The following is a 21441-nucleotide window of genomic DNA, read 5'->3' as shown; positions in this document are numbered from 1 at the left end:
GGGGCGGATGAGGAGTCATCACTCGTACGACGGGACCGTTCTCGCCGTCGTGCACGAACCGCGGGACACCCACGACCGGTCGCCGCTCGTCCTCGAACTGTGCGGAGTGACCCGCACGGACGCCGAGGCGGTCGCCGCCCGCGTCGCGCACTCCCACCAGGCCTACGACGTCGAACTGCACGCGCCCAAAGACGACCCGCCCCGGCACCACGCACCGCACGACACACCGGCCGGCGCCCCACGGGACGACACGCCGGACGGCGCCCCTCAGGACCACGCCCCGCAGGACGGCGTACCGGCGGACGGCGCCCCGCAGGACGGCGTGTCGCAGGACGGTGCGCCGGACGACGCGCCGCAGGGCAGCGCACCGCGGGACGGCGTGTCGCGGGAGGGGGTGCCGGGTCCGGCCGGGGGTGCGGGCCGGTATCTCCTGCGGCTCAGCCCGCTCAGCCCGCTCAGCCCGCTCAGCCCGCTCAGCCTGGACGGCCCGGACGGATCCGGTACGCCGCTCACCGATGACCTGCTGGCCGATCTGCTGGCGCCGCCCGGCGCGGGCACGGTCCCGGTACGGGGGCATCAGCGGGCGCTGCTCGCGGCGGCGGCCGGCCAACGAGGCGGTCCCGGCCGTTTCGTGGAGCAGCTCCACTGGGAGTGGACGGGGCCGCTGGACCTCACCCGGTTCACCGCCTCCTGGCAGTCACTCGCCGAGCGCGAGGCGGTGCTGCGGGCGTCCTTCGACTGGGCCGGCGCCCCCCGGCTGGTGCTGCACGAGCGCGCGGCCGTCGAGGTCGTCCACCACGGGCACACCGGCGCCGGCTGGGAGGACCTGCTGCGCCGCGAGCGCGAACGCGGCTTCGAGCTGTACCGGCCGCCCCTGCTGCGGGTCGCCCTGATCGAGGGCCCGCCCCGGGCGAGCCGCGCCGGTGACGCGGGCCAGGCCCGTACGGCGAGCCGCACCGACGCCGGTGCTGGTGGCGGGCTGGGGTCCGCCCGGCTGCTGGTGACCTATCACCGGGCGCTGCTCGACGAGCGCGGGGCACGTCTGCTGGTGCGCCAGTTCTACCGTTCCTACCTCGTCGGCGGCGTGCTGCCCGGCGCCGACCGGCGCCCCGACATCCGCGACCACGCCCACTGGCTGGCCCGTCAGGACGATGCCGCGGCCCGGCAGTTCTGGACGGCCACCGCACCCCCGGCCGACGCCGCCACCAGCCCCGGCCGCCCGGCCGACCCGCCCCGCCCGACCGACCAGCTCAACCCGCCGCACCCGGCCGACCCGCCGCGCCCGGCTGACCTGCCGAACCCTGCCGATCCGCCCCGCTCGCCGCGCCCGGCTGACGTGCCCGGCCCGGCCGACCAGCTCAGCCCTGCCGCCCCGACCGACCCGCCCCGCCCGGCCGACCCGCCCCGCCCGACCGACCAGCTCAACCCGCCGCACCCGGCCGACCCGCCGCGCCCGGCTGACCTGCCGAGCCCTGCCGATCCGCCCCGCTCGCCGCGCCCGGCTGACGTGCCCGGCCCGGCCGACCAGCTCAGCCCTGCCGCCCCGACCGACCCGCCGCGCCCGGCCGACCCGCCCCACCTGGCCGACCCGTCCCGTCCTGCCGACCAACTCCAGCTGCCGCGCCCGGCAGACCCGCCCGGCCCGGCCGGGGAGACAGGCGGAGCGGGTGGGAGGACGGACGGAGCAGGCAGGCCGGGTGGGAGGACGGACGGGGCAGGCAGGCCGGTTGGGGGGACGGGTCGGATCCGGCGTCGGCTCGGGTCGGTGCAGAGTGCGCGGCTGCGTTCCTGGGCCGGGGTCCGGGGCGCGGGGGAGAGCAGTGCCCTGCACCTGGTGTGGACGCTGCTGCTGTACCGGGCGGCCAAGGCGGGCGGGCCGCTGCCGGTGGCCTTCGGTGTGGATCTGTCGGGACGTGACATGGGTCTGCGGGGCGCAGCCGGTATCCCCGGGCTGCTGGGCGGTCCGCTGCCGGTGACGCTCACCGTGGAGGAGGCCGCGCCGCTGACGGACCTGCTGGTGCGGGCCCGCGATGCCGCCCTCGACCTGACCGCCTACGCGTGGGTGTGCGGCGACCAGGTCCGCCGGTGGAGCGGGCGTACCTCCCGCTCCCCGCTGACCGAGACGGCCGTCCGCTTCGAGACCCACCCCGACCTGCCGGCGGACCTGCGCCTCGAACTCGCGGCACAGGGCATCACGGCGGGCGCGCCGCAGAGCGCGGGCGGCGCCGGCGTGCTGCCCCTGACCCTCGTCGCGCACCACGACGGCGAGGACGCCCTCGTGCTGGACGTCCTCTACGACCGGGCCAGGTTCACCGGCACCGACGCCGCCGAAATCCTCGCGCACTGCCTGCACCTGCTGCGCAGCCTGCCCGGCCGGGTGCACGAGACGTTCACCGTCGCCGACGCCCTGGCCCTGCTGGGCACCGCACAGGTGCCCGCCGTGACACCGCCGCCGCCCGCCGGCCCGCCCGGCCCGCCCGGGGCGCCGGTGGTGCTGCGGGCCGGGCGGGCGGGGGCGGATCTCGTGTGCCTGGTCACCGTCCCCGGCGTCACCCCCGGCGCCTACGACCTGTTCCTGCGCGCCCACCGGGGACCGGAACGCATCGTCTCGCTCACCCTGGCCGACGCGCAGGCACCGCCCGCCGCCCTGGCGGACCTGCCCGCCGGCATGGGGCGGCTGACCTTGTGCGGGGTGGGCCCGGCCGGCCCCGTCGCCCACGGCATCGCCCGCCGCACCGCACAACGCACGGGCCGCACCCCGGCCGTGGTCATGACCGGCCTGGGCAGCGCCCCTGAGACCGCGCGGGCACTGGCACGGGCCCTTTCGGCGGTCCGCACACGCAGCACCTGACCACCCGGCACCGGCCCGCACACAAAGATGCCGGGGCGCGCCGGAGCATGCCGGGGCGACGGTGGGCTGCTGCTGGGCGGGCCGTCCAGTGGTCCGACAGCGGTTCTTGAGTGGTGTGGCCGAGGGTGGCGCCAGAGGAGGAGGCGCCATGGGCGAGGTGGACCGCGGGCAGCCGGCGCTGCGCGTCGAGCGCGGCACCGCGACCGCGGAGGAACTGGCCGCGCTGACCGTCGTCCTGCTGGCCCTGCGCGGCCGGCCGGCACCGGGACGGAGCAAGGTGGCGCCACCGGCTGCAGGCCCGCGCTGGTGGCTGCGCGGGGACGAACGCCTCGGGACGCCCGGCCGGCGGTGAGGTGACCCTCCGGTGGCACACGAGGTGACCCGCCCGCACCCCAACGAGAAGACCTTCCGGTCTGTTTGATGGGGGAGGGAAGGTGGGATCCGGTCTGATCTACCCGGTATACACCCAGGCCCAGCAGGCGCAGACCGGGGGAGCACCGGCCCGCCTGCGGGCCGGGCACGGGCGGAACAGGGTTGATATTCCGGGGGAGTTGTCCCGTGAGCGGCCCTCTTCGAGGGTTGCTGCAGCTCTGCTCGACAGTTGTTAAAAACAGGACGATCGGTCTCGTATTGACATACCGTCTGTGCTGTTTTTTAATGTTGGAGTGTCAGCAGCGCACGGGGACAGGGGAGTCGGCGTGGACATCGACGTATTAGGTGCACTGGACGTACGGGAGAACGGGGTGTCGGTCGCCCCCACGGCGCCCAAGCCCCGCCAGGTGCTGGCGCTGCTGGCGGTGCACGCGGACCGCGTGGTGCCGGTCGCCTCGCTCATCGAGGAGCTGTGGTCGGCCCGGCCGCCGCGCAGCGCACGCACCACCCTGCAGACCTACGTGCTGCAGCTGCGCGAACTCATCGGCGCGGCGCTGGCCCGCGGTGGCGCACCGCAGCCCGGCGCCGGGCCCGCGGGCCGCACCGCCAAGGACGTCCTGGTCACCCTGCCCGGCGGGTACCTGCTCGCCACCGGCGGCGGGGCCAGCGACCTCCGCGAGTTCGACCGCCTGGCGGGACAGGGCTACCGGGCCATGGACGCCGGCGACTTCGCGGGCGCCTCCCGCACCCTCGCCGCAGCCCTCGACCTGTGGTCGGGCTCGGCGTTCGCGGACGTGCAGACCGGCGCCCAGCTCACCATGGAGGCCAGGCGCCTGGAGGAGAGCCGGCTGTGCGCACTCGACCAGCGCATCGAGGCGGACCTGCGGCTCGGCCGGCACCGCGAAGTCCTCGCCGAACTCACGGTCCTGACCAGCCGTTACCGCACCCACGAGAACCTGCACGCCCAGTTCATGATCGCCCTGCACCGCTCGGGACGGCGCGGCGAGGCCCTCAACGCCTACACCCACCTGCGCACCACCCTCAGCCGCGACCTGGGCCTGGAGCCCTCCCCGCGGCTGCGCCGGCTCCAGCACTCGATCCTGATGGCCACCCCCGAGACCCCGCCCGCCGCGCCCGCCGTGATGGCCCCGGCGGTGCCGGTCCGCGCCGCGCACCACCAGGACGCCGCACCCCGGATCGCCAGCAGCCGGTAGCCACCGCCCGGCCGCACAGCAGCCGTACGGCCACCCGGCAGCCACCCGGCCGCACAGCAGCCGTACGGCAGCCACTCGGCCGCCCGGCCGTACGGCAGCCGCCCGGCGGGTGCCCGGCCGTATGTGCCGGCGGCGCGGACACGACGGGCGGCCGGCACCGCCACGCGCTTCACCGGCGGTGCGGACATCCGCCCGCCGCCGGTCCGCCCGCAGCCGTCCGGCAGTGCCGCGGACACGGCCGGCAACCACCCGGCTCGCTCCACCGCCGGTACTGGCACCGGCATTGGTGCTGGTGCTGGTGCTGGCGCTGGCACTGCGGACACGGGCCGGCAGTCGGTCCGGCCGCTCCGCCGGCGCTGCGGACATCTGTCCGCAGCCGGTTGGTCCGCAGCCGGTCCGTCCGCCGCCGTTGGGCAGCGGTGCGGACACGGTGGGCCGTCGTCCGGGCCGCTTCACCGGCGGTGCGGGCGATTTCCGCCCCCGTCGTGCGGGGGCCCCGCTCCGCTTCCCCGGTGCAAGGGGAGGCACTCCACCCGGTCCGACGGCCGGGGTATCCACGAAGGGACGACCTGATGACCAGCGAGCCGACGGCAGCCTCCGACGGCCACGGAGACATCCTCGCCGAGCTCACCGCCGTGCTGGCCGGTGTCGTGCACGCCGACCCCGACCGGGTCGACCCCGGACAGCCCTTTCCCGTCCTGGGCCTGGACTCCCTGCTCACCATCGAGTTCGTCGCGGCCATCGACCAGCACTTCGGCATCCGGATCGCCGGCGCGGACCTCTACACCCACGCCACCCCCGCGCTCCTGGCCGCTCACCTGGCGGCCCTGCGCCGCGGCGCGGACGACGCCCCCGCGGCCCGGGACGCGGGAGCCGCGGCCGCGGTGCTGCAGGTCCTGCGCCACCAGCTGGCCCGGATCCTGCACTGCGACCCCTGGGAGATCGACGGCGGCGCCGCCTTCGCGGAGCTGGGCATCGACTCCATCCTGGCCGCCGACTTCACCGCCGGCGTCAACCGCGTCTACGGCCTGAGCGAACGCCCCGTCACCGTCCACGAGCATCCCAGCCTCGCCGCGATGGCCGCCTACATCGCCTCCCGCACCCGGGGCGCCCCGGCCCCCGCCGCACCGGACACCCCGATCCCCGCACCGGCCGCGCCACCCGCCGCGCAGCAGCAGCCCGTCCACGCCGTCGCGCAGCCCCAGCAGCAGCCCGCCGACGCCGCAGAGCAGTCGCCTGCCGCCGCTGTGAAGCGGCCCGCGCTGTCGCAGGAGGAGGTCCTCGCGCTCCTGGACGCGGTACGCGGTGACCGGATCGGCGTCGACGAGGCCGCCGCGCTCCTGGCCGAGCGTCCGGCCTGACCGGCCGCCACCACCGGCGGAGCACCACCACCTGCCGGCCACCGACGTCCGGCATCGGCACCGATGCCGATGCCGATGCCGGTGGAGTATCGCCGCCCGCGGGCCGCCGACGCCCGTGCCGGTGGCGCATCGCCGGTTCTCCGGCTGCTCCGGGCCCGGCGGGTCTTCGCACCGCCGCCACCTCGCCCCGTCCGCAGTGGGACGGCGAACCGAGACGGACCGAGACGGACTGAAACGACACCATGACCCTCACCGCCCCGCCGCCGCCCCCCGGGCCCGCCCCCCAGCCGCCCGCCGCCGGGCCCGCCCCCCAGCCGCCCGCCCCTCAGCCGCCCGCCCTCCAGCCGTCCGCCACCGGGCCGGCCGCGCAGCACGAGAGGGTGCCCCCGGTGAAGCTGTGGCTGTGCCCCAACGACGCCCTGCCGCCCGCCGTCACCGGCATCCTGGCCTCGCACTGGCTCGACGAACGTGAACGGGCGACCGCCGCCCGGTTCCTGTTCGAACGCGACCGCCGGCAGTACCTCGTCGCCCACACCCTGGTCCGCCGCGCGCTGGCTCTGGAGGCCGGTCTGGGGGAGGCCGAACTGGTCATCTGGCGTTCCTCGCGCGGGCGGCCCTTCCTGCAGCCGCTGCCCGGCGGTCTGCCCCGGGGCGGCGGGCACCTCGACTTCAACCTCTCCCACGCGGGCGGCTACAGCCTGCTGGGGATCGTGCGCAGGCAGCGCGTCGGAGTCGACGTGGAGTGCCTGGACCGCGAGGCGGGCGCCCTGGAGACCATCCTGACCACCTTCACCCCCGCCGAGCAGCACTGGGCGCGGCAGGCGCCCCCCGGGCGGCAGCGGGACCGCCGGGTGCTGCGGCTGTGGACCCTGAAGGAGGCCTACTCCAAGGCCCGCGGACTGGGACTGGGCCTGCCCTTCGACGAGTTCGCCTTCACCCTGGACGACGACCGCGGCGTCCTCGCCTTCCGGCCGCCCGCCGACGACACGGCCGGACGCTGGCGGTTCCTGGAACTGGAACCGGTGCCCGACGTACTGGCCGCGGTGGCCGTCCCCGCGGACGACGGCCCCCTCCCGCACCTGGAACTGCACCAGGGATTCCCCTGGGACCGGGCCGCACCGCACACCATCGCCCTGCCCGCGCCCGCGCCCGCGCCCGCGCCCGTGGGCGGCGCCCCGCACGGCTCTCCGGGCGGGACGGCCACCGCACCGGCCTGACCCGGCCCACGCTGACCCGGCCCACGCGAAAGCTCCGCCCCGCCCCGCCCCGCCACGGCCCGCCCCGCCCCGGCCCCGGCCTGCCGCGCCCCGCCGGGCCCCGGGCTGCCCTGCCGTGCCCCGGCCCGGGTCCTGTCGGGCCCGGGAGCGGGACCGGAATCGAGAGTTCATTTCCGGTCCGGATACAGGTGTTCTCGAGTGCGCCGTGGGTGCGGCGTACCCGGCGTGGAGCACTGCTGGAGGACCGCTACAGGAAAACGCTCGGGGGCCACGGACACGGCTAGCGTGCCTGGCGGCGGAGATTTCCGGCCACAAAAGGAACTGGACGAGGAACTCGACGAGGTGGGGAGGCCACCATGGAGATTCAGGTTCTGGGTCCGTTGAGTGCCGAGGTCAACGGGGGATCCATCGTTCCGACAGCGGGCAAGCCGCGGCAGATCCTGTCGCTGCTGGCGCTCTATCCGGGGCGGGTCATGCCTGTTCCCACGCTCATGGAGGAACTCTGGGGAACCGAGCCTCCGGCGAGCGCACTGACGACCCTTCAGACATACATACTCCAGCTGCGCAGGCGGCTCGGCACGGCGATGGGCCCGGGCGCGCCGGGCGGCGCGAAGGACATTCTCGCCACCCGGCACGGCGGGTACCTGCTGCAGATCGACAAGAGGTGTGTGGATGTGCATACCTACGAGGAGCTGACCCGGCAGGGACAGACCGCGTTCGTGGAAGGCGACGACGAGGTGTCCGCGGCACGGTTCCGCGCGGCGCTGGACCTGTGGACCGGCGCACCGCTGGTCGACGTGAGACTCGGTCCCGTCCTGGAGATCGAGGTGATGCGGCTGCAGGAGAGCCGGCTGGTCACCGTGGAGCGGCGCATCGACGCCGATCTGCGGCTGGGCCGCCACGCCCAGCTGATCGCCGAGCTGACCGAGCTGACTGCCCGTCACCCGCACCACGAGGGCCTGCACTCCCAGGTCATGGTGGCGATGTACCGCTCGGGCCGGCAGGCCACGGCACTGGAGGTCTACCGCAGGCTGCGCATCCGGCTCATCGACGAGCTGGGCGTGGAGCCCTCCCCGCAGCTGCAGCGCATGCACCAGGCCATGCTGGCCGTGGACCCGCAGCTCGACCTGCTGGCGGGACCGCGCCACGGCTCGACCTTCGACCTGTTCGCGGCATGAGGGACGGGTGCCGCCCGGCCACGGCCGGCGCCCAGCCCACCCCGCCTGCCCTGCCCCCGATCCCGATCCCGCTGCACAAAGGGGAAAAGGGGCAAAGGGGGAAAGGGAAGACGGAGGACAGAGGGGGAGGGGGAAGCGGCTGCGGGGCAATGCCGGAGGTGTTCCGGAGGGGAGTGCCCGGGCCCGTTGTCCGTGCCGTGCCTGCTTTACCCGTTCTCCGTTCCCGCTCCAGCACGCACAGCCATGATTTCCGGGCATCCCGTACGGCCGTACGGGATGACGGACCAGTGGAAGGGCCTCTCGTCATGACGCCGGCGCTGACCGAGCCCCTCAGCGGGACGCTGCACGAACTCCTCACCGCGCGCAGTCTGCGCGAACGCAACAGGGAACTCGTCCTCGCGCTGGTCGCGGCGGGCAACCGGGGCGAGGTCAATCACCTCACCCGTCACTGGGCGGGCGCCGGCGGGACAGGCGGACGGACGCTGCCCGAGGGGCTGGGGCTGCGGGCCGAGAGCGTCGTCGCCGACCATGACGTCGTCGCCCTGCGCGCGACCGCCCGTACCGAAGAGGCCGCCTGGCTGCTGGTCGCCGAGCTCCGCTTCGACGCCGCGGGCCGCATTGAGCAGTGCCATGACCTGCTCGTGCCCCAGACGGCGACAAGCTGAGGCAGACGGCGACAAGCTGACACAGCCACAGCCACAGCCCGGTGCCGCAGCTGCAGCCGCAGCCGCAGCCGCGGTCCGGTGCCGCAGTCGCGGCCGCATTCCGGGGCCAGGGCCGCAGCCCGGCACCGGATGCCGGGGCCAAGGCCGTGCCGGAGCCAGGGCCGCAGCCCGTCGCCGGATGCCGATGCCAGGCCGGGCCGTGCCGGAGTCAGGGCCGTGCCGGGGCCGGGGCCACGTGCCGGTGCCTTACGGTGTACGGCGTCGTCTTCCCGTGAAAACGGCCCTCCCGGCGTGCCCGCCCGGGGATCGAGGACCGTTCGGGGGCCGCTGGAGAAAACGGACGACGGGGACGCGGCGGAGCTAGCGTGAAGAGGCTGGGCCCGGCTCGGTCGGCGCGCACCGGCCCGCCGGGACCGCGCCGGCTTCCTGAGCCGAAAGGGCAGTTGCTCGTCGGGTACGGGGGTGTCCGGAAGGGGGAGGCGATGAACGGTGACCGGTCTGCCGGTGTGTGCGCGGTGATCGACCCCGAACAGGGGGACCACGGCACCATGGAACTGCACGGGATCTGGGACACCGCCTCCTTCCACCGCGCCCTGCACCGCGTCGCGGAGAGCGGTCCCGGAACCCGGCACCCGGGATGCCGGCTGGTGCGCCACGCGGAGGGCCTGCACACCGTCGAACTCCCCGGCGGGCGGGCGGCACCCGCGCCCGCGGCCGTCGGTCTGCTCGCCGACCTGCTCACCGCCGCGCCCGAGCCCCGCCCCGGCACCGCGGCGGCCGTCCACCCGGCCGGGCAGCCCTGCCGGACCCTGCCGCGTACCGAGCCGGTCACCCCCCTGCAGCAGCAGCGGCTCGCCGACGCCCTGGCCCGGCCCGGCCACCAGGCCGAGCAGATCCTCTGGCGCTGGCACGGCCCCCTGGACATGGCACGCTTCGAGGCGGCCTGGCACGCCGTCGGCGAACGGGAGAGCGTGCTGCGCACCGCCTTCGTGTGGGACCCGCGGCCGCGTGCCGTCGTCTTCGACCGCGCTTCGACGGGCATCGTCCGCTACCCGCTCAGCACACCGGTGTGGCGCGCCGTGCTCCCGGCCCGTGAACGGATCCGCCCCTTCGACCTGCGGCGCCCCACAGCGGTGCGCCTGGCGCTGCTGGACAGCGGCCCGGCCGATGCCGCAGCCCCCTTCACCGACGTGCTGCTCACCTATCACCGTGCCCTGCTGGACAGCTGGAGCGTGCGGCTGCTGATGCGCGAGTGCTGCCGCGCCTACCTCGCCGGCGGGGCACTGCCCGGCGGGGAGCGCCGCCCCGACCTCGGCGACTGCGCCCGCCGGCTCGCCGCCCAGAACCCGGGCCCGGCCCCCGACTTCTGGCACGACCCCACCCACCGACCCACCCCGCCCCCGCCTCTGTCCCCGTCGGGCCAGGCCCTGCCCGCGGACGGCGGCGTGCACGACCCCGCCCACCGGTCCGCCCCACCCCCGTCCCCGTCCCCTTCCCCGTCCTCGTCCTCGTCCGGTCCGGGCCTGCCCGCGGACGGCCACGTGTATGACCCCGCCCGCCAACCCGCCCCGCCCACGCCCCCGTCCGGCCCGGCTGCCCCCGGTCCTCGGCCCGGGCCCGTCCGCCTGCCCGCCGGACCCGGCACCGCCCCGGCCCGGCCCGCGGACCACACCGCCACCGGCACCGCCACCGGCTCGGGCACTGGCACCGCCACCGGCACTGGCTCGGGCGCTGGCCCCGGCGCTGGTACGGGTGTGCTGCGTGCCGCGCTGTCCCCGGCCAGCAGTGCCCGTCTGACCCACTGGGCGGCCCGCTGGGGGGTGGCGGAGAGCAGCGTGCTCCAGGCGGTGTGGGCCCTGCTCCTCTACCGCGCCCGCGCCACCGCGCCCGCACCCGCCACCGTGGGCTTCGGCCTGGACTTCCCCGGCCGCGGCCTGCTCCTGGACGGCATCGAGGGCATCCCCGGCCCCTTCGAGAACACCCTGCCGCTGAGCGTCGCCGTCGACCCGGCACTCACCCTGCCCCGCCTGCTGCGCACCCTGCGCGATGTGGTGATGGACCTGTCCGCCTACGAATGGGCCACCCCCGCCGGACCGGCCACCGCCCACACCCTGGGACCGCGGGCCGGCGGCCTGCTCGCCTTCGACTGCGGACCCGGCCCCGAAACCGCCCACGCCGGCGAACTGGCCGCACACGGCATACGCCTGGAGGAACAGGAAGCCGCCGGAGCACCCGCCGGATACGCCCTGCGCCTGCGCGCCGGCCACGACAGCCACCGCGCTCTCGTCCTGACCTGCGCCTACGACCGCGACCTCATCGACGACACCACCACCCGCACCCTGCTGGCACACACCGTACGGCTGCTGCGCCTGCTGCCCGTGACGGCGACCGCGGCCACCACCGTCGCGGACGTGCTGGCCTGGATGCCGAAGACCCCCACACCCCCGGTACCCGACGGCCCCGCCGCCGGGGAGACGGCCCCTCTCGTCCTGCTGCGCGCCGCGCAGGCGCCCGCGGCGGCCACCGTGTGCCTGCTCGACGCCCCCGGCGCGCCGCGCGCCGGACACCGCGAACTGCTGCGGCACTACCGGGGACCGGAGGCCCTGACCGCGCTGCGCCCGGCCGTGGGCCGGCTGCCCGCCCAGGCCGAGACACTGGCCCGCCTCGCCCGCACCGCCGGCCGGCTGGTCCTGGGCGGCTACTCCGGCACCGGCGCCCTCGCCTGCGAACTGGCCCGGCAGGTCACCCGGGCCGGGGTGCGCCCGCCGCTGGTCGTGGTCGGCGGCCCCGACGACGATCCGCACGCGCCCCGCGGCCTGGCCCACGCCCTGCAACGGGCGAGCGCGTCAGCCGCCCGGCCCTGACGACACCACACCCGCCCCCGGCACACCCGCACCCCGCCCCCGGCACCCGGTGCACCCGGTGCGCCGTACGCCGGCGGGGAACGGGCCACTTCCAGGGCCAGGTGATTTCCAGGGCCGGCCAGGTGTCTTCTAGGGCCAGTTGATGTCGTCGTCCGAGGAGGTGGCGGACACCGGCGCCGGCCGGCCGGCCGGGCCCGTGCGGGCGACGCGGGCGACGCGGCGGGCAAGAACCGCGTGTTTCATGAGGGGACTCCCACGGACGCGGACGAGGCGGCTTCTGGTGAACGAGGACGAGGCCGGTGCGCAGGCAGCGGCCCCGGGTGCTTGAGACATTGCCCGTAACCGCTCAAGAGCCGCTCGAGGAACGCCGGAGGAATCCGTGAGGTTCGCATGAACCCCGGGGCACGGCACCTGGCAAAACATTGCCCGCCCCTTGCCCGGCCCCTACGCTCGGTTGCGGCACCGGGCGGTGACACGCCCGCTCCGCCCCTCACGCCACCCCCCACCCGTCCGTCCCAGGGAATGGTCACATGCTGCGTCAGCCCGCGTTCGGCCGTCGTCTCCGCAAACTGCGACAGGCCCGCGACCTGTCCCAGACCGCCCTGGCCGGGGACGGCATGTCCACCGGATACCTCTCCCGTCTGGAGTCCGGTGCCCGCCAGCCCACCGAACGGGCCGTCGCCTACCTCGCCGAACGCCTGGGCCTGGAGCCGGCCGACTTCGAGGAACCCGCCGGCGGCTCCCTGGCCAACGCCCTGTCGCTGGTCTCCTCCACCGGCTCCGACACGGCGATGGAGACCCTGCGCGAAGCCCTGGCCGCCGAGGGGCACGAGGCCCCGGTGCTGCGCTGGCAGGCCCTGTGGCAGCTCGCCGGACAGCGGCGCCTGCAGGGCGACCACGACGGCGAACGGGAGTACCTGCAGGAACTGGTCCAGCTCGGCGAGGCGGTCGGACTGGTGGCCCTGCGGGTGCGCGGCCTGACCCGCCTGGCCCGCTGCCTGCGCACCCTGGGCGAGATCAACGCCGCCCTCGACGCCGCCATGACGGCCCACCACCTCGCCCGCGAGGACGGCCTCGACGCGGAGGACCGCGCCACCGTGCTGCTGGCCCTGGTCTCCGTCGAGGCCGAGGCCGGCCGGATGCCGGACGCCCGCGCCCACGCCGACGAACTGGCCGAACTCGTCGCGGGCCGCAGCGACACCCTGTGGGCGGAAGCCATGTGGACCTGCGCGGCGGTGCGCCTGCGCCAGGGCGACCACACCGCCGCCCAGGGCTACCTGGAAGAGGCGCTGGAGAAGTTCAGCAGCCGCGAGGACCTCGTCCTGTGGCTGCGCCTGCGGTTCACCGCCAGCCGCCTGTACCTGCAGAAGCAGCCGCCGGACCCCCGGGCCGCCGAGCGGTGCCTGACCGCCGCCGAACCCGCGCTCGCCTTCGTCGGCACCCCCGGCCTGCGCCAGGACCTGCTCGCGCTCAAGGCCGACGTCGCCTTCTTCCTGGCCCGCTACGACGAGGCCCACGCCCTGCTCGGCGAACTCGCCGAGATGGACCTGAGGATGAGCTACCGCGACCGGGTCCGCCTGGACATCCTGCGCAACCAGCTCCGTATCCGCTCCGGCGACCCCAGCGGCATCCAGGGACTGCGGGACCTGGCCGAACAGGCCCAGGCCGGCGCCAACATCGACCTGGCCGCCGACATCTGGCGCATCCTCGCCGAATCCCTGGCCGACTCCACCGCCCGCCCCACCCCCCAGCCCGGCCCCGCCACACCCGGCACATGACCCCCGCCCCGACTGCCGGCCCCGCCGTGCCCGGTACGTGACCCCCGTCCCGCCTACCGGCCCTGCCCCGCCCGGCATGTGACCGTCCGTCTCCTGCCGGCCCGGCCTCGACCGGCCCGGCCCTCGCCTCCGCCGCGCCCGGCGCGTGACCGCCCGCCTCCCGGCCCGGCCCCGCCCCCAGGCCCTGCCTCGCCTCCGTGAAGTTCCCGGCGAGCGTTCTCAGCGGTTCTTCGTGGCCGTCCGGGACCAGCCGGGCGGGACGGTGGCGGCGGCCGGCCACAGGGCCCGGTGACCGGTCGCGTCCGTCAGGACCACGAAGACGGCGCAGGCGTCGTCGAACGGGTCGTCGTGCGCCGGGACGTCCAGCACCCGCAGATTGCCGTACTCGTCGAGCCGGGCGGCCCGCCCGGTGCGCCACATACGGGCCGCACCGCCGGCCGTACTGCCGGCCGTGCCGCCGGCTGGGCTGCCGGACGGGGCGGCGAACGGGTCGGGCAGGAACCGTTCGCAGCCGGCCGCGCGGGCGCCGGTGTAACCGCGGGCCACCCCGGCGCCCGCGATGTACAGGGAGCCGGTCTGGCCCGGGCCCACCGGGCGCAGCCGCGCGTCGAGGAGGTAGGCGCGGTGGCCGGGGGCGGGACGGGCCGCGGCGCCCGGGGTGTGTTCCACGACGAGCCGGGCCTCGGCCCAGCCGCCGCTCACGGTCAGCTCGGCGCCCTCGCCGCGGGCGAGGGCGACCAGCGCGCTCAGTACGTCGTCGGCACCGCCCAGCACCACCCGGGCCCCCTGCCGGCGCAGCCACCCCAGCACCTCGTGCGGCACGTCCCGGGTGAGGGAGTGGTCCGGGATGTGTATGCGCGCCCCGCCGGCCAGGGCGCTCAGCAGTCCGATCGCCGCGTCCCCGTCCGGGTAGCCGCGCACCAGCCACGCCGCATCCGCCGCCGTAGCCGTAGCCGTAGCCGTAGCCGCCGTCGTCGTAGCCGTGGCCGTGGCCGTCGTGGCCGTCGTGGCTGTCGTTGTCGCGGTGACGGTGACGGTCTCGGCTCCCACCGCGACGGTGCCGTTCTCCCCGGGCAGCAGCAGGAGCGGGTCGCCGGCGCGCAGCGGACGGATCCGGTCGGCCGCGGTCACCGGCCAGGGCCCGGCGGGCGGCCACCGCTCGGCCCCCTCCTCACGCACCAGCCGCGCCGCGCCGGGCACGGCCGGCAGCAGCAGGTCCGCGGTCTCGTCCAGCAGCAGCACCACCGGGTGCAGCGACTCGTCCACGTCCAGCGCCGGGTCCACCGGCACCAGCGCGGCCCCCGTCTTGGCCACCGCCAGCGCGGCCACCGCGAACCCGGCCGGTGAGGACAGCGCGGTCAGCACACAGCTGCCCGGACCGGCCCGGTGCTCGATCAGGGCGTGCGCCAACAGATCCGAACGGGCGTCGAGTCCGGCGTAGTCCAGGCCCTCCAGCGCGAGCGCCCCCGGGGCGCGCGCCACCTGCGCGGCGAACAGCGCCGCCACGTCCTGCCGGGCGGGCGCCGCCTCCTCGCCCGCCCACACCCCGCCGCCGGCCGCCGTCCCGGGCAGCAGCCGCAGCCCGCTCAGCGGCGTGGCGGGCGCGCCGAGGGCCGAACGCAGTACGGCGGTGAGCTGACCGGCCACACGGGCCGCGGCCCGCTCGCCGACCGTCTCGTGGCGGAAGGTGACGGTGACGCCGATACCGGCGGCCTCACCCGCCGGGCTCTGCCGCTCGGTGAGCGTCAGCCCCAGGTCCGCGGCCGGCACCGCGGGCGTGCAGTGCTCGGCCCGCACCGACAGCCCGCCCGCCTCGAAGCGGCCCACACACTCCTGCACCACCGACAGCGCGACCCCGCCGGGCAGCGCGGCCAGCGCCGCCTCACCGTCCCGGTAGGCGGCCAGGTCCCGTTCGCGGACCCGGCGCAGCAGTTCGGTGAAGGACGGATCGCCCGAGGTGTCCACCGTCAGCGCCAGCACCCGCCCGTAGGGGCCCACCGCCTCGCGCAGCGCCGCGGTGTCCCGGGCCGGGACCGGCGCGGCCACGGTGACCGGGTCCTGGGCACCCAGCCGCCCCAGCAGCGCCACGAGCGCGGCGTGCACCACCATGAACACGGTGGCGCCCTGCCCGGCCGCCCACCGCGTCAGCTCCGCGTGCAGGTCCGCGTCCAGGGCGTCCTCCAGGGTGCCCCAGGAGGCGTGCGCGGACCGCGGCCCGCTGCCCGGCAGCACGGCGGGCAGCCGGTCGCCGAAGACCGCGCGGGGCGCCGCGTCCAGACCGGCCGGCGAACGGTGCGGGGCGCCCCCGCGCACCCGCGCCCCATAGGCCCGGGCCAGGTCGGCGGCCAGCGGCACATGCGACCACAGGTCCACCGAGTCGGCGGGCAGCGCCACCTCCAGCAGATGGTCGTCCGCCGCCAGCGCCCGCAGCCGTGTCCCCGCCGCGCCCAGCCGGACGTTGCGCAGCGCCTCATGACGCCGCCCCAGATCCTCCAGGGCCCTCTCCAGGGCACGCCGGTCCAGCGCGCCGCGCAGCCGCAGCGAGAACGCACGGCTGTCGCCGGCCGTGTCGTCCGGCCCGATCACCGCGGCGGGCACGTCACCGACCAGCGCGGCGAACGCGGCCGGCGTCGGCGCCTCGTACAGCGCCCGGCTGCCCGGATCGACCCCCAGCGTCTCCCGGACCCGGGACAGCAGCCGGGCCGCCGCCAGCGAGTGACCGCCGATGCGGAAGAAGTCCGACTCCGCCCGCACCCGGTGCCGGGGCAGGCCCACCACCTCGGCGAACAGGTCACGGACGATCTCCTGGATCGGCGTGCCGGGCTGGGTGAGCGGACGGCCGGCGGTGCGGGCGGGCACCGGCAGCGCCGCGCGGTCCACCCCGCCGCCGGCGTCCAGCGGCAGCTCCGGCACGGTCATCAGCGCGGAGGGCACCATGTGCTCGGGCAGCCGCTCGCGCAGATGGGCCCGCAGGACGACCTCCAGATCGACGGTGTGCTCGAAAGCGGCCGGAGTGTTGGCCCACCCCTCCACCCCGGCACCGGCCCCCGTCCCGGCACCGGCTCCTGTCCCGGCACCGGCCCCCGTCCCGGCACCGGCGCCCGTCCCGGCACCGCCCTCCACTCCGGCACCGGCACCGGGCCCAGCCTCGCTTCCCGGCTCCGCCCTGCCCCCGGACCCCGTCCCGCCTCCGGACCCCGTTACGCCGCCCGGCCGGGCCCCGCCCCCGGGCGTCGCGTACACGCCCGTCAGCGCGCCCGGGGGCACCCGCGTGGGATCGAGCAGGACGATGTCGAGGAGTTCGGGACTCTCGCCCCAGGTGGGCAGCGCCCGGTAGCCCAGGTGCTCGGCCCGCTCGCACAGCGCCTCCACGTCGGGTGCCACGGCGTCCTGCGGCGGCAGGTCGACGCTCTCGCGGGGGTCGAAGAGGGACCGCGTCGCCGCGTACTCGTCGTGGATGCGCCGGTTGGGCACCCCGGCCAGACGCAGCACCGCCGGACGCCGCGCCACCACCCGGTCCACCGCCTCCAGCCCGCCCGCCGCGCCGTCCGTACCCCAGCGCACGACGGGCGCGCCGGCGAGGTCGGCGACCGGCTCGGCGGTGGAGAGCACCACGTCGTAGCGGTAGCGGGACAGCTCGTTGTGGTGCACCCCCCGCTTGAGGCGTACGTCGACCGCGCGCACCGCGGGCAGCTCCCGTGCCAGCGCGCCGAACAGGGCGGGGGAGAGCAGCAGTTCGGTCTCCGTGGCCACCCGGTGCCCGATGCCCCGGCGCAGCGCCTCCCGGTCGCCCCCGGCGCCGCCCGGCCGGGCCAGCGCGATCCCGGTCTGCAGACAGCGGGCCAGGTCCAGGCTGCGCACGTCGCCGAGGAAGAGCGAGCCGCCGGGGGCGAGCAGCGGCAGCACCCGCTCAAGGACCGTGCGCAGCCGGGCCAGGCTCGGCAGGTACTGCAGAACCGAGTTGACGACGACCGCGTCGAAATGGCCCGCGGGCAGTCCGCCGGTGTCCTCGGCGTCCCGGCAGTCCAGCCGCACCTTGTCCCTCAGCACACGGTCCGCCTCCACCCGCGCGCCGAGCGCGGCGACGGCGGCGGGGGAGAAGTCGGTGGCCCAGTACTCCTGGACCTCCTCCTCACGCGCGAGGTGGGCCAGCAGCAGCCCGCTGCCCACCCCGATCTCCAGCACCCGCCGGCGCGGCAGCTCCCTGATCCGGTCCAAGGCGGCGTACTGCCACTCCCGCAGCTCCTCGAGCGGGATCGGCAGGGCGTCGTAACTGCTGTTCCAGCCGGTGAAGTCGTCCCCCAGCCCACGGGCCGCGGCGTCGGCGTGGAGCGCCTCGTGGATCTCCTTCCACTGGGCGGTCTGCGCGTCCTGATCGGCGGCCGCCGCGGCCGGTGCGGCCGGCACCACATGGGCCACCAGCCGCCCGCCGCCGTCCGCGTCCTCGTGCAGCGACACCGCGGCGGCGGACACCGCCGGGTGCGCGCCCAGCACCGACTCCACCTCACCGAGCCGAAAGCGCCGCCCGCACAACTCCACCCGCTCCTCCGCCCGCTCAGCCGCCCGCGGCCCGCCGCCCTCACCCGGCCCGCCCTTACCCGGCCCGCCGCCTTCACTCGCCCTGTCGCCTTCACCCGCCCTACCGCCTTCACCCGGTCCGTCGCCTTCGTCCGGTCCGCCGGCCGGGCGGCTCCCTGACGCCAGGGCGCCCCACACCGCGAAGGCGACCGCGTCGAAGGCGGGCCCGGCCCCGGGCAGGCCCGCCGCACCGGCCGGGTCCGGTCCCGGGGGAGCGGCGGAGCGTACGAGGTCCAGCACCGCCCGGTGCGGCACCACGACCCCCTCGACCCCGCCGGGGGCGTACCAGACGCACAGGGCGTCGTCCGGGCCGGTGCTCTGCTCGGGCAGGGCGGCCGAGCGCCGGGCGATCTCGGGCGCCTCGGCGTCCAGCGCGAGGACCACCGTGTCCAGACCCGCGTAGTCCGCGACGCCCGAACTCCCGGTCAGCACCGCCGCGGCCGCACAGTCACGCACGATCGCCCGCCGCCGCTGCGCGGACTCCGCGGGATCGAGGGGGACGTAGGCCGCTCCGGCCCGCACGATCCCGAGGAACGCCGTCACCGTCTCCGGGCCCGGCCGCAGCGAGGTCACCACCCGGTCGCCCCGGCCGATGCCGCGGGCCCGCAGATGGGCGGCGAGGCGGTTGGCCGCGCGGCCCAGCTCCCGGTAGGTCAGGCGCCCGCCGCGGCCGGGGCCGCCACTGTGCCCGGGAAGCCCGGGATGGTGCACCGCGACCGCGTCGGGACGCTCCTGGACCTGCTGCTCGATGAGGCCGGAGATGGACATCGGTACCCGCTCCTTATGACAGCCTTCCGGCTTGGCAAAATGTTTCCTGAATGGTGGCAAGGGTGGCCTGAGGTGGCGTCCTGAGGCGGTCGAGCGGCGCTGGAGCCGCTGGTGGCGAGGGGGTGCCGCCGCCGGGTCGCGGGGCGCGAGGTTGCCAAGGGGCCCGGGGCGGGGGAGTGGCCGGCGATCACCCGGGGCGGCCCGCGCGCGACTTCGCCCCAAAAACGCCGAAGCCCCCGCCAGGCACGCATGCCTGCGGGGGCGTCACGGGGCGGGCACGGATGCCCGGGGTACTGATCTCAGACGCTGGCGACGGCCGGGGCGGTCGGCCAGTCGATGTCACCGGCCGGGGTGGAGGTCGGCGCGACCGGCCAGTGGGTGTCGGCCTGGACCGTGGTGGGGGCGACGGGCCAGTGGGTGTCGGCCTGGATCGCGGTGGGGGCGGTCGGCCAGTGGGTGTCGGCCTGGACCGTGGTGGGGGCGGTCGGCCAGTGGGTGTCGGCCTGGACCGTGGTGGGGGCGACGGGCCAGTGGGTGTCGACCTGGATCGCGGCCGGGGCGGTGGGCCAGTTGATGTCGCCGGCCTGGACCGTGGAGGCCGTCTTCGCCGTCGCCGGGCGGCCGATCGCGTCGGCGGCGGTGACGCCCGCGGCGGTGAGGGCGGTGAGGGCGGTGGCGGCGACGGCGATGCGGGCGATGCGGTTCATGGCGGGCTCCTCGGTGTGTCAATCTCGTTTTCGTTGCTTGGCAACCTTCTGCCAAGAAGATTGGCAACCAAAGCTCGCAAACGGGTCGGGAATGGGTCGATTCGGACTCAAGGTGCACACCAGGAACGCCCCAGAAGCCGGTCCGACACCGCCGAGTTGCCTGAGAAAAGCTTCCCTGAGCTGGGGAAATGAGGATTCTTGGCAGAGCCGGAAACGCTCTGGCAACGCTTGGCAATTCCTGGAGAACCGGGCCGGACGGGGTCGGGATCCTTGCCAGTGGCCCGGCAACTAGAGCCGTGCCGGAGCCGGTGCCCTCCGAGGTTGCCAAACCTCCGACAGTGAAGGCAAGGTATTGCCAAGAACTAGGCAATCATTTGCCTCACCTGTGGGGGGAGGCCCCTGAAGTGAACGAGAAATCCCACGGTGACCGCAGGATCCACCTCGACCCGGCCGGTACGGGCCGCATGCCCGCGGCCGTACGGGAGGTCCTCACCGAGTGGACGCGTTTCGAGGACCGCTACGGCCCCTGCGAGCTGGACGAACACCTCGAGGACGTCCTGCACCGGGAGATCCACCAGCGGCTGGCCGCCCTGCTCGGCGTGCCGCCCGCGGACACCCACCTGTGCACCGGCGCCGCCGACGCGTTCGCCACCGTGCTGTCCCGGCTGCCGCTCGGCCCGCGCGACCGCGTCTGGGCCACTCCCTACGAGTCGGCCGCCAACCTCAGCGCCGTCCTCGCGCTGCGCGCGCGCACCGGCTGCCGCCTGGAGGTCGTACCGCTGCGCCCCGACGGCGACCTCGACCTGGAGTGGATGGCCCGGCACATCGGCGGCGACGTCGCCCTCGTCTGCGTCCCCTACGTGCCCTCCGGCTGCGGCATCGTCCATCCCGTCGAGGACATCGGCCGCCTGCTGGCCCCGCACCGCTGCCTGTACGCCGTCGACGCCTCCTACGCGGCGGGGCAACTGCCCCTGGACGCCGCCCGCATCGGCTGCCACCTGCTGACCGGGGACGGCTGGCGGTTCCTGCGGGGCCCCTACGCCACCGGATTCGCCGGCGTGGCACCGCGGCTGCGCACGGCCCTGGCCCCGCACGGCGGCCTGCCCCTGGCACCGCCGCACGGCGCCGCGGCCGCCGCGCTGAACCGGGCGCTCGCCCTGCACACGCCACCGCCTGCGGGCAGGGACCTCGCCCCCGGCCTGCGCGCCGCCGTCCAGGACGCGGCCGGCACCGAACTGATCGCCCCCGGACGCCTCCAGAGCGGCATCGTCACCTTCCGGCACCAGGACGTGCCGGCCGCGCTGATGCGCCGCCGGCTCGCCGACCGCGGCGTCGTGGTGGGCAAGACGGTCGCCGACGAGATCCCGCTCTACCTGCCCGAGCGGGGCATCGTCACGGCCGTCCGCGCATCCGTCCACCACGACAACGCCGCCGAGGACATCGAGGTGTTCGCCCACGCCCTCAAGGACGCGGTGACCGCGACCCACCCCCTTCCCGCCCCCGCCCAGCACCCGCGGCCCCCCGCCCCGACCCCCGCCCCCGTACCGGAACCGGCCCCGACCTCCGTACCGGCACCGGCATCGGCGCCGCCGTTGGTGGTGCGTGCCGCGCCTGCGGGGCCCGGGACGGCGCGTGTGCGTGCGGCCGGCCGGCGCCACCTGACCCTGGTGCCGGACCGGCCACCGGCCACCGGCCGGCTCCAGCCCGGCGCATGACAGGACGCCCGCCCGGCACCTCACCGCATACGCCCGGCACCTCACCGCGTACGCCACCGCCCGCCCCGGCCACGGAGCCGGGGCGGCCGGTGCCCTGACCCGCCGGACACCTGGGCCCGCACCGGCCCCGCCGGGCAACGCGCCCTGGCACAAGCAGACTTCACCCGCGCGCA

12 protein-coding genes are annotated in these 21441 nt (G+C 76.2%); 10 read left to right on the top strand and 2 right to left on the bottom strand.

Translation table 11 applies throughout. The annotated features are described in order from the left end of the window. Positions 1–7: 7 nt before the first annotated feature. From ACFYYF_RS30105 to ACFYYF_RS30065, 9 genes are all read left to right on the top strand, one after another. Positions 8–2851 (top strand): hypothetical protein, encoded by a 2844-nt coding sequence (locus ACFYYF_RS30105; protein ID WP_388780676.1) that lies wholly within the window; start codon positions 8–10, stop codon positions 2849–2851. A 148-nt stretch (positions 2852–2999) separates the two neighbouring features. Continuing rightward, the gene (locus ACFYYF_RS30100; RefSeq protein ID WP_388780675.1) at positions 3000–3203 is read left to right on the top strand and encodes an acyl-CoA carboxylase subunit epsilon; all 204 of its coding nucleotides are present in this window, start codon (positions 3000–3002) and stop codon (positions 3201–3203) included. A 346-nt stretch (positions 3204–3549) separates the two neighbouring features. Next, positions 3550–4437: a BTAD domain-containing putative transcriptional regulator gene (locus ACFYYF_RS30095; RefSeq protein ID WP_388780693.1), complete on the top strand. Its 888-nt coding sequence runs from the start codon at positions 3550–3552 to the stop codon at positions 4435–4437. 572 nt (positions 4438–5009) lie between these two features. Continuing rightward, entirely contained in the window at positions 5010–5798 is a 789-nt protein-coding gene (locus ACFYYF_RS30090) for a phosphopantetheine-binding protein (RefSeq protein ID WP_388780674.1), read from the top strand. Positions 5799–6187: 389 nt separating this feature from the next. Continuing rightward, positions 6188–7015, top strand: coding sequence for a 4'-phosphopantetheinyl transferase family protein (locus ACFYYF_RS30085; RefSeq protein WP_388780673.1), 828 nt, complete (start codon positions 6188–6190; stop codon positions 7013–7015). 356 nt (positions 7016–7371) lie between these two features. Next, the gene (locus ACFYYF_RS30080) at positions 7372–8193 is read left to right on the top strand and encodes a BTAD domain-containing putative transcriptional regulator (RefSeq protein WP_388780672.1); all 822 of its coding nucleotides are present in this window, start codon (positions 7372–7374) and stop codon (positions 8191–8193) included. A gap of 305 nt (positions 8194–8498) precedes the next feature. After that, complete coding sequence (locus ACFYYF_RS30075) at positions 8499–8858, top strand: hypothetical protein (RefSeq protein ID WP_388780671.1); 360 nt, start codon at positions 8499–8501, stop codon at positions 8856–8858. Between the two features lie 482 nt (positions 8859–9340). After that, a complete protein-coding gene (locus ACFYYF_RS30070) occupies positions 9341–11722 on the top strand; it encodes a condensation domain-containing protein (protein WP_388780670.1) in 2382 nt (793 codons plus the stop codon). 530 nt (positions 11723–12252) lie between these two features. Continuing rightward, on the top strand, positions 12253–13500 hold the full coding sequence (locus ACFYYF_RS30065) for a helix-turn-helix domain-containing protein (RefSeq protein ID WP_388780669.1): 1248 nt from the start codon (positions 12253–12255) through the stop codon (positions 13498–13500). Between the two features lie 219 nt (positions 13501–13719). Here the strand turns inward: ACFYYF_RS30065 and ACFYYF_RS30060 are convergent, their stop codons facing one another. Continuing rightward, positions 13720–18846, bottom strand: a complete 5127-nt coding sequence (locus ACFYYF_RS30060; protein ID WP_388780668.1) for an AMP-binding protein — start codon at positions 18844–18846, stop codon at positions 13720–13722. Positions 18847–19145: 299 nt separating this feature from the next. Continuing rightward, positions 19146–19553: a hypothetical protein gene (locus ACFYYF_RS30055; RefSeq protein WP_388780667.1), complete on the bottom strand. Its 408-nt coding sequence runs from the start codon at positions 19551–19553 to the stop codon at positions 19146–19148. Positions 19554–19957: 404 nt separating this feature from the next. Here ACFYYF_RS30055 and ACFYYF_RS30050 point away from each other — a divergent pair, with 404 nt between their 5' ends. Continuing rightward, positions 19958–21268, top strand: a complete 1311-nt coding sequence (locus ACFYYF_RS30050) for an aminotransferase class V-fold PLP-dependent enzyme (RefSeq protein ID WP_388780666.1) — start codon at positions 19958–19960, stop codon at positions 21266–21268. The last annotated feature ends 173 nt before the right edge of the window (positions 21269–21441 follow it).

The organism is Streptomyces sp. NPDC001914 (assembly GCF_042891215.1).
Taxonomy (GTDB): Bacteria; Actinomycetota; Actinomycetes; order Streptomycetales; family Streptomycetaceae; genus Streptomyces.
The sequence above is the reverse complement of the archived record's forward strand: the minus strand, read 5'-3'. Positions and strand labels throughout refer to the sequence as shown.